The 13,543-nt window shown below is 69.5% G+C and carries 17 protein-coding genes; 12 read left to right on the top strand and 5 right to left on the bottom strand.

The annotated features are described in order from the left end of the window. The first annotated feature begins 54 nt into the window (after positions 1–54). Genes ACLM5J_RS06040 through ACLM5J_RS06060 form a run of 5 tightly spaced genes read left to right on the top strand, consistent with a single transcriptional unit; the run spans position 55 to position 6,179 of the window. A complete protein-coding gene (locus ACLM5J_RS06040; protein ID WP_413655165.1) occupies positions 55–1,689 on the top strand; it encodes a hypothetical protein in 1,635 nt (544 codons plus the stop codon). Next, on the top strand, positions 1,686–2,582 hold the full coding sequence (locus ACLM5J_RS06045; RefSeq protein ID WP_413655166.1) for a hypothetical protein: 897 nt from the start codon (positions 1,686–1,688) through the stop codon (positions 2,580–2,582). The genes ACLM5J_RS06040 and ACLM5J_RS06045 overlap by 4 nt, the downstream gene beginning before the upstream one ends. After that, positions 2,579–3,787 (top strand): energy-coupling factor transporter transmembrane component T family protein, encoded by a 1,209-nt coding sequence (locus tag ACLM5J_RS06050; RefSeq protein ID WP_413655167.1) that lies wholly within the window; start codon positions 2,579–2,581, stop codon positions 3,785–3,787. The genes ACLM5J_RS06045 and ACLM5J_RS06050 overlap by 4 nt, the downstream gene beginning before the upstream one ends. Next, on the top strand, positions 3,784–5,379 hold the full coding sequence (locus ACLM5J_RS06055) for an ABC transporter ATP-binding protein (protein ID WP_413655168.1): 1,596 nt from the start codon (positions 3,784–3,786) through the stop codon (positions 5,377–5,379). Before ACLM5J_RS06050 ends, ACLM5J_RS06055 begins: the two co-directional genes overlap by 4 nt. After that, positions 5,376–6,179 carry an ECF transporter S component gene (locus ACLM5J_RS06060; protein WP_413655169.1) on the top strand — a complete coding sequence of 268 codons (804 nt, stop codon included), beginning with the start codon at positions 5,376–5,378 and terminating at the stop codon, positions 6,177–6,179. Before ACLM5J_RS06055 ends, ACLM5J_RS06060 begins: the two co-directional genes overlap by 4 nt. A 253-nt stretch (positions 6,180–6,432) precedes the next feature. Here the strand turns inward: ACLM5J_RS06060 and ACLM5J_RS06065 are convergent, their stop codons facing one another. The 4 genes from ACLM5J_RS06065 to ACLM5J_RS06080 all read right to left on the bottom strand — a co-directional run bounded on the left by ACLM5J_RS06065 (position 6,433) and on the right by ACLM5J_RS06080 (position 8,685). After that, complete coding sequence (locus ACLM5J_RS06065; protein WP_413655170.1) at positions 6,433–7,512, bottom strand: hypothetical protein; 1,080 nt, start codon at positions 7,510–7,512, stop codon at positions 6,433–6,435. Positions 7,513–7,518: 6 nt separating this feature from the next. Further along, positions 7,519–7,716 (bottom strand): hypothetical protein, encoded by a 198-nt coding sequence (locus ACLM5J_RS06070; RefSeq protein ID WP_413655171.1) that lies wholly within the window; start codon positions 7,714–7,716, stop codon positions 7,519–7,521. 89 nt (positions 7,717–7,805) lie between these two features. Beyond that, positions 7,806–8,081, bottom strand: coding sequence for a DUF4031 domain-containing protein (locus ACLM5J_RS06075; RefSeq protein WP_413655172.1), 276 nt, complete (start codon positions 8,079–8,081; stop codon positions 7,806–7,808). 13 nt (positions 8,082–8,094) lie between these two features. After that, positions 8,095–8,685, bottom strand: coding sequence for a hypothetical protein (locus tag ACLM5J_RS06080; protein WP_413655173.1), 591 nt, complete (start codon positions 8,683–8,685; stop codon positions 8,095–8,097). Positions 8,686–8,720: 35 nt separating this feature from the next. Between ACLM5J_RS06080 and ACLM5J_RS06085 the strand changes: the two genes are divergently transcribed. From ACLM5J_RS06085 to ACLM5J_RS06105, 5 genes are read left to right on the top strand one after another with little or no spacing between them, the layout of a single operon-like run. Beyond that, on the top strand, positions 8,721–9,449 hold the full coding sequence (locus tag ACLM5J_RS06085) for a pyrimidine reductase family protein (RefSeq protein WP_413655174.1): 729 nt from the start codon (positions 8,721–8,723) through the stop codon (positions 9,447–9,449). Positions 9,450–9,499: 50 nt separating this feature from the next. Continuing rightward, on the top strand, positions 9,500–9,841 hold the full coding sequence (locus ACLM5J_RS06090) for a hypothetical protein (protein ID WP_413655175.1): 342 nt from the start codon (positions 9,500–9,502) through the stop codon (positions 9,839–9,841). A 39-nt stretch (positions 9,842–9,880) separates the two neighbouring features. Next, complete coding sequence (locus ACLM5J_RS06095; protein WP_413655176.1) at positions 9,881–10,051, top strand: hypothetical protein; 171 nt, start codon at positions 9,881–9,883, stop codon at positions 10,049–10,051. After that, entirely contained in the window at positions 10,051–11,253 is a 1,203-nt protein-coding gene (locus ACLM5J_RS06100) for a site-specific DNA-methyltransferase (protein WP_413655177.1), read from the top strand. Before ACLM5J_RS06095 ends, ACLM5J_RS06100 begins: the two co-directional genes overlap by 1 nt. Beyond that, entirely contained in the window at positions 11,243–11,899 is a 657-nt protein-coding gene (locus ACLM5J_RS06105; protein ID WP_413655178.1) for a YigZ family protein, read from the top strand. The genes ACLM5J_RS06100 and ACLM5J_RS06105 overlap by 11 nt, the downstream gene beginning before the upstream one ends. On the opposite strand, the gene ACLM5J_RS06110 is transcribed toward ACLM5J_RS06105, so the two are convergent. Further along, complete coding sequence (locus ACLM5J_RS06110; RefSeq protein WP_413655179.1) at positions 11,881–12,270, bottom strand: YchJ family protein; 390 nt, start codon at positions 12,268–12,270, stop codon at positions 11,881–11,883. The two genes, ACLM5J_RS06105 and ACLM5J_RS06110, sit on opposite strands and share 19 nt — an antisense overlap. A 25-nt stretch (positions 12,271–12,295) precedes the next feature. Here ACLM5J_RS06110 and ACLM5J_RS06115 point away from each other — a divergent pair, with 25 nt between their 5' ends. Then, positions 12,296–13,015, top strand: coding sequence for a VOC family protein (locus ACLM5J_RS06115; RefSeq protein WP_413655180.1), 720 nt, complete (start codon positions 12,296–12,298; stop codon positions 13,013–13,015). Beyond that, a complete protein-coding gene (locus ACLM5J_RS06120) occupies positions 13,012–13,506 on the top strand; it encodes an N-acetyltransferase family protein (RefSeq protein WP_413655181.1) in 495 nt (164 codons plus the stop codon). The genes ACLM5J_RS06115 and ACLM5J_RS06120 overlap by 4 nt, the downstream gene beginning before the upstream one ends. The last annotated feature ends 37 nt before the right edge of the window (positions 13,507–13,543 follow it).

Here is a 13,543-nt window from a genome sequence, read left to right on the forward strand (position 1 = left end):
GCACCCTGAGCCTGATTCAGGGCATCTTCCCGCTGGCCGCAGCAGGAGGAAACCATGAAGACTCAACTGCGTCGCCTCGGCGCTTCCGTCGCCGGTGGAGCGTTGGCGATCACCGCCCTCTCCACCCTGGGCACCGCTCCCGCGCAGGCCGAGCCACAGGTAGACATCACCGGCTGGATGCTGGCCGGCGACTGGCTGCTGAGCAACCTGCAGGAGGACGGCCTGCTGCACACGGCGTCGGAGTGGGAAGGTCAGACGTTCTCTGGCCCGAGCTACGGAACCACGATCGACCTCGCCTTCGCGCTCGACACCTACGACAATTACTTCGACGCCAACGAAGCTGCGATCACGGACGCGATCGCCACCAATCTGGCTGCGTACACGACCTATGAGGACGCCGTGTATTCCGGGTCGTCGGCCAAGGCACTCGCGCTTGCGGTCGCTCAGGGACGCGACGCAACCGCCTTCGGTGGGGTTGACCTCCAGGCGCGGGTCGAAGGGTTGGTCTCCACCGACCCAGAGATCGCTGGCCGCCTGCAGGACGCGGACCCGACGCCGGACCAGTACTGGGCCGACTATGCCAACACCATCGGCCAGGCCTTCGCGGCCCGCGCGCTCAGCGACCTCGACAGCGCATCGGCGCCGGCCGTCGTCGACTACCTGCTCGACCAGCAGTGCACCGGCGCTGGTCAAGGCTTCTTCCGCCTCTACTTCCCGGCAGCCGACGCCGCGGACCAGACCTGCGACGGCGCCAGCCCGGCTGAGCCCGCCGAGCAGGCCGCTGACACCACCGCGTTGGTGATCCTGCAGCTCGCCCCGCTCGCAGCCGACAACCCTGAGATCGCTGCCGCGGTCCAGAGCGCGGCGACCTGGCTCGCCGCGCAGCAGCGCGCCGACGGCGGATTCGCGGACCCCGACACCGGCGTCAACACCAACACCACCGGCCTGGCCGGTTGGGCACTCAAGGAGGCCGGCCAGGACGCCGCAGCGGCGAAGGCATCGGTCTGGGTGCGCTCGCGTCAGGTCCTCGGCACCTGCGAAGTGAAGCTGAGCCGCGAGACCGGTGCGATCGCGTACAACGACGAGGCGCTGGCCGCCGGTCGTCGGTACGGCATTGCGGACCCGCTGGACCGTTCGCAGTGGCTGATCGCCGACGTCCAGGCCCTGCCGGTGCTCGACAACGGCCCTTACGCGGCCGGTCGCCTCAAGATCGTCGGCCCGAAGTTCGCGCAGGCGGGCAAGTCGGTCAAGGTCACTATCAGCGGTATGCCCGAGGGCTACCGTGGCTGTGTCCGTGCCAGCACGGCGGTCACCCACGTCGTCTCGAAGTCGTCCGCTTCCTTCACTGTGACCGCGAAGACGATCAAGGCCAACCAGCCGATCACCGTCAAGGCCCCGTGGGGCACCGCGTGGGCGAGCACCAAGGTTCTGGGTGCCAAGAAGCTCAAGCCCGTCACGAAGAAGACGCTCAAGCGCGGGACCAAGCAGAGCGTGAAGGTCAAGGGTCTGGCCAAGGGCGAGACGGTCGTCGTCAAGCTCGGCGGCAAGAAGGTCGCGACCGGTAAGGCGAACGCCAAGGGCGTCTTCACGGCGAAGATCAAGGTGAAGGCCAAGAAGGGCAAAGCCAAGCTGATCGTCACCGGTCAGTTCAAGAACCGCGCCGGAACCAAGAAGGTCATCGTCAAGTGACCTTGCGCAACCTCGTCGGCCTGACCGCGACCGGGGTCCTCTCGGTCGCGGCAGGTCTGGTCGGTGTGCTCGGCACCGCCACCCCTGCCGAGGCTGCGGTCTGTAGCGGCTCTACCGGCGTCACCGTGGTGGTCGACTACAACGGCCTCGGCGGCGGTACCAGCACAGGCTGCGCGGCTGACGGTGGCGACCAGCGTGCCTCGGCGATCTTTCCTGGTGCCGGGTTCCCGCTGCAGTACGCGAGCCGGAGCCAGGGGTTCGTCTGCCGGGTCACCGGCGTCCCCAGCGACGACCCGTGTACGGAGGCCGCACCGGCGACCAAGTACTGGAGCTTGTGGTGGTCCGACGGCCGATCGGGCACCTGGAACTACGCTTCCCAGGGCGCCGGATCGTTGCGAATCCCCGAAGGCGGCTACGTGGCCTTCTCCTGGCACGAGGGAACCGGCCGTGCAGCGGCACCGGGCGTGAGCCCCACCCCGCGGACCGCCAGCAAGCCGCAACCGAACAAACCGAAGCCGAGCAAGCCGAGCAAGCCGAATCCGTCCGCGAAGCCGACGAAGCAGGCGACGCCCAGCTCCGCGCCCACCTCGACCGGCGCCGCGTCACCGTCGGCGACTCCGACCGACGTTCCGGCCGAGGCGCCAAGTGCCACGCCGACCGGGGTGCCCAGTCCGGGTGCATCCGCCGGCGAACCGGGAGCAGACCCGACCGCGACCGTGGCACCGGACGCGGTTCCTGCCGAGGAGATCACCCAAGGTCCACCGACCGACGGCAAGGCCGACGGCGCGGCGGACTCTGACGACGGCGGTCTGCCGATCTGGGTTCCGATCGGTGCCGTGGTCGTGGTCGCCGCGATCGGTGGCGCGGTCGCTTGGAGGCGTCGTCACGCGTGAGTAAGGCTCCCCGCCGTGTGCGGATCCATCGGGAGTTGCATCCCGTGGCCTGGTGGATCTGGGCGATCGGGTTGGCGACAGCAGCGAGTTGCACCAGCAACCCGCTGCTGTTGGCGTCCCTGATGGCGGTGGCGTGGCTGGTGGTGATCAGTTGCCGTTCGGATGGTTTCTGGTCCCGCTCCTTCAAGCTCTACCTGTGGCTGGCGTTGATCGTCATCGTGGTCCGGATCCTTTTCCGGATCCTGCTCGGCGGCGTCGACGAGGGCCACATCCTCTTCGAACTGCCTGAGATCCCGTTGCCCGACTGGGCGGCGGGGATCCGGCTCTTCGGCGCGGTCAGCCGCGAATCGTTGCTGGCCGGTCTCTACGACGGGATGCGGTTGGCGGCGCTGCTGATCGCGGTCGGTGCGGCCAACGCGTTGGCCAACCCCAAGCGGCTGATGAAGTCGCTGCCTCCCGCGCTCTATGAGATCGGCACCGCGATGGTGGTGGCGATCTCGGTGATCCCGCAGCTCGCCGACAGCGCCAGCCGGGTCAAGGCGGCCCAGGACCTCCGCGGCGGACCGCCGGGACGGGTCCGTGGCCTGCGTCGGTTGCTGGTGCCGATACTGGAGGACGCCTTCGAGCGTTCACTCTCCCTGGCGGCGGGCATGGACACCCGTGGCTACGGCCGGACGGCGGGCGCCTCGCCGGCCCAGCGCCGGGTCACCGGAGCCTTGATGCTGATCGGGCTGATCGGCGTCTGCATCGGCGTCTATGCGTTCCTCGACCTGACCGCGCCGCGCTGGTTGGCCGGCCCGATGCTGGCGGGCGGCGTGCTGGTCGCGCTGCTCGGCTTCATGGTGGCCGGACGCCGGGTCGGGCGGAGCCGGTACCGGCCGGACCGGTGGCGGGCCGCTGAGCTCCTGGTAGCAGGGTCCGGCGTCGCGACCGGTGCGATCGGGTGGAGCGTGGCGCACTGGGAGCCGACGATCGCCTATCCGGCGGTCACCACGATGCCGGAGGTCTCCCTGTTGGCACTGACCGGACTCCTGATCGCCGTGGTGCCGCTCTTCGCGGCTCCGCCACCGCTGACGGCGGCGGGCCGGGAACGACGGGCCGAGCTGGAGCGCGTGGCCCTCGACGAGCCTGAGCGCGACGTCGAGCAGTACCGGGTCTCGGCGCCCGCCGTCTCTGACCTTCACCCTGAGAGGAGCCGCTCATGATCGAGCTGCGCAAGATCAGCTTCGGCTACGACGACTCCACGGTGCTCGACGAGATCGACCTGACCATCGAGGACGGCGAGCTGATGCTGCTCGCCGGGTCGACCGGCGTCGGCAAGTCCACGCTGCTCGGTGTGGTGGCGGGGCTGGTCCCCACCTACAGCGGCGGCACGTTGCGCGGCGACGTCCTGCTGGACGGCGAGAGCATCATCGAGCAGGCGGCTCGGGAACGGGCCCACGTGATTGGCTACGTCGGTCAGAACCCGGCGGCCTGGTTCGTCACCGACACGGTCGAGGAGGAGCTTGCCTACGGGATGGAGCAGCTCGGGCTGCCCTCCTCGACGATGCGTCGCCGGGTGGAGGAGACCCTCGACCTGTTGGGGATCGCCGACCTCCGGCACCGGGATCTGCGGACCCTGTCGGGTGGTCAGCAGCAGCGGGTCGCGATCGGCGCGGTGCTGACCTGCCACCCGCGGTTGCTGGTCCTCGACGAGCCCACCTCGGCGTTGGACCCGACCGCCGCCGAGGAGGTGCTGGCCACGATCACCCGGCTGGTGCACGACCTGGGGGTCTCGGTGCTGATCGCTGAGCACCGCCTGGAACGGGTGGTGCCGTTCGCGGACCGGATGTGCCTGCTGCAGCGTGGTGGCACGGTGACGGTGGGGGAGCCGGCCGAGGTGCTGGCCCAGGCTCCGATCGCGCCGCCGATCGTGGAGCTGGGACGGCTCGCCGGGTGGTCTCCGCTTCCGTTGACGGTCCGCGACGCGCGCCGTCGGAGTGCCGAGCTCCGTCGTCGGCTGGTGCCGCCGGTGAGCGTCGGCGCCGAACCGACCGGGGAGGCGAGCGTGGTCGCGCAGCGGCTGGTGGTCGCGCATGGTCGCGATGTCGTGCTCCGTGAGGTCTCCCTCGCGCTGCACCCGGGCCGGGTGACTGCGCTGATGGGTCGCAACGGCTCCGGCAAGTCGACGCTGATGTGGACGCTGCAGGGCCGGTTGCGCCGCAACTCGGGCTCCCTGTCGGTGAGCGGCGCCGACACCCACGAACTGAAGAAGGACGGCCGCCGGGAGAAGGTAGGGCTGGTGCCGCAGACCGCGGCCGACCTGCTCTACCTGGAGACGGTGGCGGCCGAGTGCGAGGCCGCCGACGCGGCGGCCGGTGCCGAGCCGGGGCGTTGCCGGGACCTGCTGGACCAGATGGCGCCCGGCATCGCGGCGACCATCCACCCGCGGGACCTCTCCGAGGGTCAGCGGTTGGCGTTGGCGGTGGCGATCGTGCTGACCGCCCGCCCGCCTGTTCTGCTCCTGGACGAGCCGACCCGTGGCCTCGACTATCCGGCGAAGGCAGCGTTGACGACGGCGCTCCGCTCACTGGCCGACGCCGGTCACACGGTGTTGGTGGCCACCCACGACGTCGAGTTCGTGGCCGGGGTCGCCGACCATGTGGTGGTGCTGGCCGACGGTGAGGTGGTCTCCGACGGTGAGGTGCGGACGGTGGTCGCCGAGTCGCCCGCCTTCGCGCCCCAGGTGATGAAGGTGCTCGGTCCCGACTGGTTGCAGGTCAGAGAGGTCGCCGCCGCGTTGGAGAGCGAGCGATGAGTCGCGCCGCAGAGGTCGCCCTGCCGATCCGTTGGCGGACGGCGGCCGTGTTGACCGTCGCCTCGATCGCGGGCCTGATGATGATCTTCTGGCCGTTGCTGCTGGAGGTGGGTGAGGGCCAGCGGGCCGATCCGCCGTTCCTCTTCCTGGCGCTGCTGCCGATCATCTTGGTGGTGGTCCTCGCGGAGATGAGCGAGGGCGGCATGGACGCCCGGGTGTTGGCCGTGCTCGGTGTACTGGCTGCCATCAACGGTGTGCTGCGGGTGCTGAGTGCCGGGACCGCCGGGTTGGAGCTGGTCTTCTTCCTGCTGATCCTCGGTGGCCGGGTCTTCGGGCCGGCGTTCGGCTTCGTGCTGGGCTGTCTCTCCTTGTTCGCCTCGGCGCTGATCACTGCCGGGGTGGGCCCATGGCTGCCGTTCCAGATGCTGGTGGCGGGGTGGGTCGGTCTCGGGGCCGGCCTGCTGCCGCGCCGGGTCCGGGGACGCGGCGAGATCGTGCTGCTGGTCTGTTACGGGATCGTCGCCGCCTACGTCTACGGGATCTTGCTCAACATGTGGGGCTGGCCCTTCATCCTCGGCGTCGAGGTTCCGGGACATGAGCAGACCGAGCTCTCCTATGTGGCCGGTGCGCCGGTGGGTGAGAACCTGCACCGCTTCTTGATTTACACCCTGCTCACCTCGACCGGCGGCTGGGACACCGGTCGCGCGATCACCAACGCGGTTGCGATCGCGCTGCTGGGGCCCGCCGTTCTGGCGACGCTGCGTCGTGCCGCGCGGCGGGCGATCATCGAGCGCACCTGACGGGTTCGGGCGCGCCGCTGCCTCCGGTGGCCGTGTGGTTCCGGAGGTTGCGGGCTTCTTGGGGTAGCGCTAGTCGAGGAGGACGGTGCCGACGGCGGTGACCAGCCAGGCTCGTCCGCGGTGGTCGGTCCAGAGGTAGTTGCCGTCTTTGGTGCGTTGGTAGCGCCATCGGCCGTGGGTCTTGGCGAGGTGGTGGCGTCTGCAGAGTGGGGCGAGGTTCTCTGGCCGGGTTTGGCCCGGTGGGCCACGTAGTTCAGAGGTACCGGCGTCGTAGGGCTCGATGTGGTCGAGGTCCGCGTCCGTGGACGACCGGGTGCAGTGCGGGAAGATGCAGTGCGGGTCGCGTTGACGGACCTGTTCGGCCATCCAGGCGGGTGGGTCGTGGCGGTCCACCGAAGCAGGTGCGGTTCAGGTCGATGACCGGGGTGATGGTGGCGATGGAGCCGTGGCGCTTGAGCCAGTCGGTGAGTTGCTCGACCAGCACGGGGCCGAGCTTGTCTGCGTCGGCGATCGTGAGGTCGTCGGTGCCGAAGAGATCGGTGAGCGTGGTGTGGACGAAGATCCGCAGCCGGCGTCGTGCCGTCGAAGCCGGGGAGTGATCTCGACAAGCTCGATCAACGGAACCCCGGTGGTCGAGCTTGTCGAGACCCTCGTCGGCCCGGGCGTCTTCCCGGTGGTCGAGCTTGTCGAGACCCTCGTCGGCCCGGGCATCTTTCCGGTGGTCGAGCTTGTCGAGACCTCCAAAGTCGAGGGTGTCCTGCGCCTCGGCGATGGACCCGAGTGCCTTCGCCTTCCGTTGTCCGAGTGTGTCCACATCTCCAGCGCGGCGTAGCTTTTCCGCTTCTTCGCAGATCAGGTCATGGAACCGGGCCAGGTCGAGCGAGTCGCCCACTACATCGAGGGTGGAGGTGCCGGAGGCGGTGCCTTCAGGGCCGTGCTTATGAGTGAGCGTGACGTCCCAGTCGGCCTTGGAGAGCGGCCCGGTCTTGTCGCGGATCAACTCGGGGTGGAACTTCGCGACCGCCATCGCCAGCGTGCGTTCGATGGTCGGCCAGCCATAGCGCTCACCAAGAGCGAGCTGGGTATCGAACCAGGCCGCAGCCTCAGCCGAAAGTTTGCGAGTCAGCTCAGCGACCCGGCGCGCTTTCCAACCCGGCACCTCCAACAGTTCGACCTTCACCCACAGCCGCGGGAGCCGGTGGTGCAGATCCAACGCGTCCGCGAACAGTGACATCGCGCCCTGGCGGGTGAGGTTGGCTGCGACCGCGAACTCCTCAGCCGCGAACGCCGCGATCGCCGGCGTGCCTGAACCACCAGGACCTGATCTCGACAAGCTCGATCACCGGTGGCCCGTTGGTCGAGCTTGTCGAGACCCGTCCATCACCGGGTTCAACACGCACCACTGGTGCGCCAGCCGCAGCTGCCGACGTACTGCTTTCAACGCACGAACGTGATCCTGCGAGACCATGCCCAGCAAGCAGCCCGCATCGAGGTCAGTGACCTCATACGGGGTGTGCGTCGCGTCGATCTCGATCATGAGAACAGTCCATCACCAGGGTCCGACACAACTCGGAGCGGAGGATCGCGGTCACTCCTGCCGCCAGCGGGTGCCGTAGCGAACCGCCGCTACGCGTCGAGGCGACGTCGGCGCTTCCGGCGCCGCAACCCGGCTGCGTGGAGGGCTGCGACCAGGTCGCGGGAGCGGGTCGGTACCGCGCCGGCTGCGACCAGGGCGTCCCAGTGCTCGGCAGGTACGTCGTAGTGGTCGCCGTCGAATCCGCGCTCCGGGATGCCCATCGCGTCGGCGAAGGCGTGCAACTCGGCGAACGAGGTGTCGGAGGCCAGGTGCGACCACATCCGCCCGCGCCAGGGGACACTCGGCGGGTCGATCAGGATGGTCACAGGGGCAATCCTGTCACGGGCCGGTACCGCGCAGCTCGGCCAGTTCACGGACCAGGTTGGCGCGCGCTGAGCGCTCCCACAGCGCCTGGCCGACGGCGGTGTGGAACAGGTTCTGCTTGCCCAGCAGGTCGCTCAGCACCGCGGCTCGCCCCGCGCGGAAGTCGGCGTCGGAGACCGCGGCGTACTCCTGGCGGACCCCGGCCACGTACTCGGCGTAGCGCTCCGGTCCGGAGGCGAGGATGTGCAGGTCGGCGTCGACCAACAGTTCACCGCGTCGATCACCGGACGCGGGTCGATGGTCGACGGTGACCCGGACCAGACGGGCGACCTCCCCGGCATCGACCCCCGCGACGTCAGCCAGCCGTGCCTCGGCGAGCAGCGCGGACCGTTCCTCGGCCTCGGGCTGCCCGTCGTAGACGGCGTCATGGAACCAGGCCGCGAGCAGCAGCTCGATGTCGTCGCCCGCAGCCAACCGGTGCAGAGCGTCCAACACCTCGGCGAGGTGCTGCACGTCGTGGTAACCCCGTTGGGTCGACCAGGCGGCGATCAGCTCGTCGCGGAGCGCGAGGTGGTTCGGTAGCGGCCAAGGCAGCGTCGGGCTCACCCCACCATTCTCCACCTCCATGGCACGATCAGCCTGTGCTGACCTTGCAACGACTGCTTCCCGGCCCTGACCAGCTCGATGCCCTGGACGCCTATCAGCTTCCTCCGCAGCCCTACCTGCGGGCGAACATGGTGAGTAGCGTCGATGGCGCCGCGACGATGGGCGGTCGGGTCGGCACTCTGACGGGTGCTGCCGATCAGGTCCTGCTGCGGGTCCTGCGCTCGCTCGCCGACGTCCTGCTGGTCGGTGCGGGCACCGTGCGCGGCGAGGGCTACGGGCCGGTGCGATGCGCGCCCGAAGCCGCTGCGAAGCGGGCCGAGGCCGGTCAGCTCCCGGCGGCTCGCCTCGCCGTCGTCACCCACCAGGTGGACCTGGACCTCACCTCGACCGCCTTCACCGAGGCGCCGGTCCGGCCGATCGTGATCACCTGTGGCGCCGCGCCCCAGGAGAAGGTCGATGCTGCCGCCGAGGTGGCCGACGTGATCGTGGCCGGTGACGACCAGGTGGATCTGCCGGCCGCCGTCAGGCGGCTCTACGAGCTCGGCCTGCCGCGGATCCTCAGCGAGGGTGGGCCGCGGTTGCTGGCCGACCTCTTCGCGGCTGACCTGGTCGACGAACTCTGCTGGGCGGTCTCGCCCCTGGTGGTGGGTGGCGGCTCGGAGTCGCGGATCACCAACGGGGCTCTCCTCGATGAGCCGATGCAACTCCGCTTGGGCACGATCTACGAGGTGGACGACTACCTCTTCCTGCGTTACCACCGGTGAGCGGCGCGCCCCGCCTGACGACGGCGACCTCGGCACGAGACAATAGAGCCATGTCTGAGCCGACCAAGCGGCGTCCCCGTCATCTGATGGACCCCAACAACCTGCAGGCCCGGCCCCGCAACGACTCGATGTCGATCGGCCAGGTGCAGAAGTGGGTGATGTCGGTACTCGCGGTGACGACCATCCTGCACCTCGTGGTCGGAATGATCCTGTTGGCCTACAGCTTGGACGAGCAGTACACGACGTCGCGGTGGGGACTCTTGGTGATCAGCGCCGTCTTCGGCCTGCTGATGGTGGTCACCGGCCGTGCCATCCACCGCGCCAGCCTGCTGACTCCGTGGTTGCTGTTGGGCCTGGTTCCGTCCATCGTCGGCGCTTGGTTCCTCCGCTGACCTGTTCACCTGATCCCCGCCGTCGCGTTAGGAGTCACCGTGTCCGCCCTGTCCCGCATCGCCGTCGTGTGCGTCGGCCTGGTGCTCGGCACGGGCGCCTTTGTCGGTTGCAGCACTGACGACGACCCTCCGACGACGGGTTCCGTCGACGCCCCCTCGGCTCCTGAGTCGCCGAAGGCCGCCACCGAACTGACCGCCGTGGCCCGGTGATGGCAGTGACGACGCCGACCAACACCCTGATCGTCGGGGACAACCTGGACGTGCTGCCGACCCTCGCCCCGCAGAGCGTCGACGTCGTCTATATCGACCCGCCCTACAACACCGGCAACGGCTTCGCCTACCACGATCGGCACGGCACCGGCGTCGAGCGGCACCGGATGTGGGTCGACATGATGCGGCCGCGGTTGACGGCGGCCCGTGAGGTGATGGCGAACCACGCCGCGATCTTCGTCTCGATCGACGACAACGAGGTCGCCTATCTGCGGCTGCTGCTCGACGAGGTCTTCGGGGAACGGAACTTCATCGCCCAGGTGGTGGTCAACCTCAACCCCAAGGGCCGCCAGCTCGGGCCCTTCTTCGCCACCTCGCACGAGTACCTGTTGGTCTACGCGCGCGACGCTGCGCACTGCCGCCTCGATCCGACGTCGGCGGAGACGGTGAAGGCCAGCGATTTCCCTTTGACCACTGAGGATGGGCGCCAGTACCGGCACCTTCCGTTGCGGAACACGAACAAGAAGTTCAACCCGATCACCGCGCCCACGTTGCACTACCCGCTGTGGGGCGATCCGGTGTCGGGGCAGGTCGCGACGGCGCGGTTCGAGGGTGCTCACGAGATCCTGCCGGTCTTCGGCGACGGCGCGCCCGCGGTCTGGCGTTGGTCCGCGCCGCGGGTCGACGAGCGGCCCGATGACCTGGTCTGCCGGGTGGTCCGGGGGAAGCTGGGCGAGCGGATCGACGTCCACCAACGCGATTGGCTCCACGAGGGACGGCGGAAGAAGCTGCCGACGATCTGGTTGGCGCAGGAGGTCGGCTCGACCGACACCGCAGTCGCAGAGCTGAAGCAGATCCTGGGTCCGGTCTTCGCCTCGCCCAAACCGACCGGCCTGATCCGTCGGGTTCTGGACTGTTTCGCCGACGACGCCGTGGTGCTGGACTTCTTCGCGGGAAGCGGAACGACCGGGCATGCGACCGTGCTGGCCAACCTCGCCGACGGCGGGACTCGACGCGCGATCCTGGTGAACTCGGCCGAGCCGACGCAGCCCGGTTCCAGTGCGGAGGTCGCCGGCTATGCGACGGTCAGTGAGGTGACCGAGGCACGACTTCGGGCCGTAGACGCCTTACTGGGCGGGGGATTGGTCGTCCAGGGCGTGCCGGCAGCGGTCGGCGAGGGGGAGCAGAGCGTTGCCCGGTGAGGCCGCGCCGCACGGCCGCTACCTGACCGTCGCCCGCAATGCGGAGGCCGAGATCGAGGTGAAGCGGAGCCGGTTCCTGTGCACCATCGAGCGCGTCGACGACGAGGCTGCGGCCCGGGCTGTCGTCGACCGGTTACGTAAGCAGCATTGGGACGCGCGACACACCTGTTCGGCCTTCGTGCTCGGGCCGCGCGGCGAGGTCCAGCGGTCGTCCGACGACGGCGAACCGTCCGGCACCGCGGGTGCACCGATGCTGGAGGTGCTGCGCGGGCACGATCTCAGTGACGTGGTCGCAGTGGTGACCAGGTGGTTCGGCGGCACCTTGCTCGGCGCCGGGGGACTGGTCCGGGCCTACGGCGACGCCGTCCGCGCCGGGCTCGCTGAGGCCGGGCAGCGTGAAAGGCTCCTGGTCGCCGAGTACGAGGTCGCGGTCGGGCACGGCGAGGCGGGACGGGTGGAGAGTGAGCTGCGGACCCGGGGCTTCGACGTCATCGATGCCGCCTACGCCGAGCAGGTGACGCTCCGGCTCGGGGTTCTTCCGGAGGCGGTGGATCGGCTGACGGCGGTGCTCGCGGAGCTGACCAGTGGAGGGGCCGAAGCGAAGGAGCTACGGAGGGTCTGGCGCGATCAGAGCGCGTCGAGGTAGAGCCAGCGTCCGGCACGGCGGGCGAACCTGCTCCGTTCGTGCATCGTCTCGCTCCGGCCGGCCACCGAGCAGCGGGCCTCGAACTCGACCTCACCGGTCTCGTCGTCCGGACCGCCGTCGGCGGTGTCGAGCACGGTGAGCCCGAGCCATTGCACGTCGTCGTCGAGGGTGAGGTCGGCGGGCCGGGTGCGCGGGTGCCAGGTGCGGAAGACGTGGTCGGCGTCGCGGAGGGTGTAGGCGGTGTAGCGCGATCGCATCAGCGCCTCGGCGGTGGCCGCCCAGCGTTCCCCGCGAAGCAACGGGCCGCAGCAGGAGTCGAAGGGTTGGCCGGTGCCGCACGGGCACGGCGACGAAAAGTTGCTGCTCTGCACAACTCGGCACATTAGTGTGGCCAGCATGGTGACGCCGCACTGGATCACGATCTTCCGCGACCTACCAGCTGAGGGTGCCGAGGCGGCAGCCGACTACTGGGCGGCCGCGACCGGAACCCGGCTCTCGCCCTGGCGTGGGGCGCATGGCGAGTTCGCGACGTTGTTGCCGGCCGAGGGCGACCCGACGCTGCGGGTGCAGAAGGCCGCCGAAGGGCCTGGTGGGGTGCATCTGGATCTCCATGTCCGCGACCCGCGCACGGCTGCCGACGAGGCGGTGGCGTTGGGCGCCGTGGAGGTCGACGACCGCGGCTACGTCGCGATGACCTCGCCGGGCGGGATCGCCTTCTGTTTCGTCGCCGAGCGGTTCACCCGTCGGCCGGTGACCCAGGTCGGTACCCATCGCACGGCGTTCGACCAGGTCTGTCTGGACCTGCCCGCGGCGCTGTTCCGCCAGGAGGTGCAGTTCTGGTCGGCACTGACCGGCTGGGCACCGGCCAGTTCGCCGAAGCACCCGGAGTTCGCCTGGTTCGGCACCGATGGCCTGCCGGTCAGCATCCTGGTGCAGCGCCTCGGCGACACCAGCAGCGTGGCCCGGGCGCACCTGGACGGTCGGACCACCGACCTGGCGGCGGAGCGCGCGCGACAGGAGACGTTGGGCGCCGTGGTGGAGAGCAGCGAGGGGTGGCTGATCCTGCGCGATCCGTGGGGGCTGCCGTACTGCGTGATCGAAGAGGCCGACTCGTGAGCGATCTCGAGGTCCGGGTCGCCCGGCCCGCGGACTGGTCGCAGATCTGGCCGTTCTTCGCGGGGATCATCCGCGACGGCGAGACCTACGCCTACCCCGACGGGCTCACCTCAGACGAGGCGCAGGTCCTCTGGCTCGAGCCGGATCCGGGCCACGCGGTCGTCGCCGTCGACGGTGACCAGGTAGTGGGTAGCGCCAAGATGGGCCCGAACCGGCCGGGACGCGGAGCGCACGTGGGCACCGCGAGTTTCATGGTGTCGCCCGAGGCGCGGGGCCGAGGCGTGGGTCGGCTGCTGGGCGAGCACGTGGTGGCCTGGCACCGTGAGCAGGGGTATCGAGCCATCCAGTTCAACGCCGTCGTGGAGACCAACACCGCCGCCGTCGCACTATGGTGCTCCCTCGGCTTCCAGATCATCGGCACCGTGCCCGAGGCCTTCGACTCCCGCAGCCACGGGTTGGTCGGTCTGCACGTGATGTACCTGAAGCTGTGACCGCTTCGTCACGTGTGGCGGAACCCGACGGCCACCT

Source organism: Nocardioides sp. Bht2, assembly GCF_047308515.1.
In the GTDB taxonomy this organism is placed as follows: domain Bacteria; phylum Actinomycetota; class Actinomycetes; order Propionibacteriales; family Nocardioidaceae; genus Nocardioides.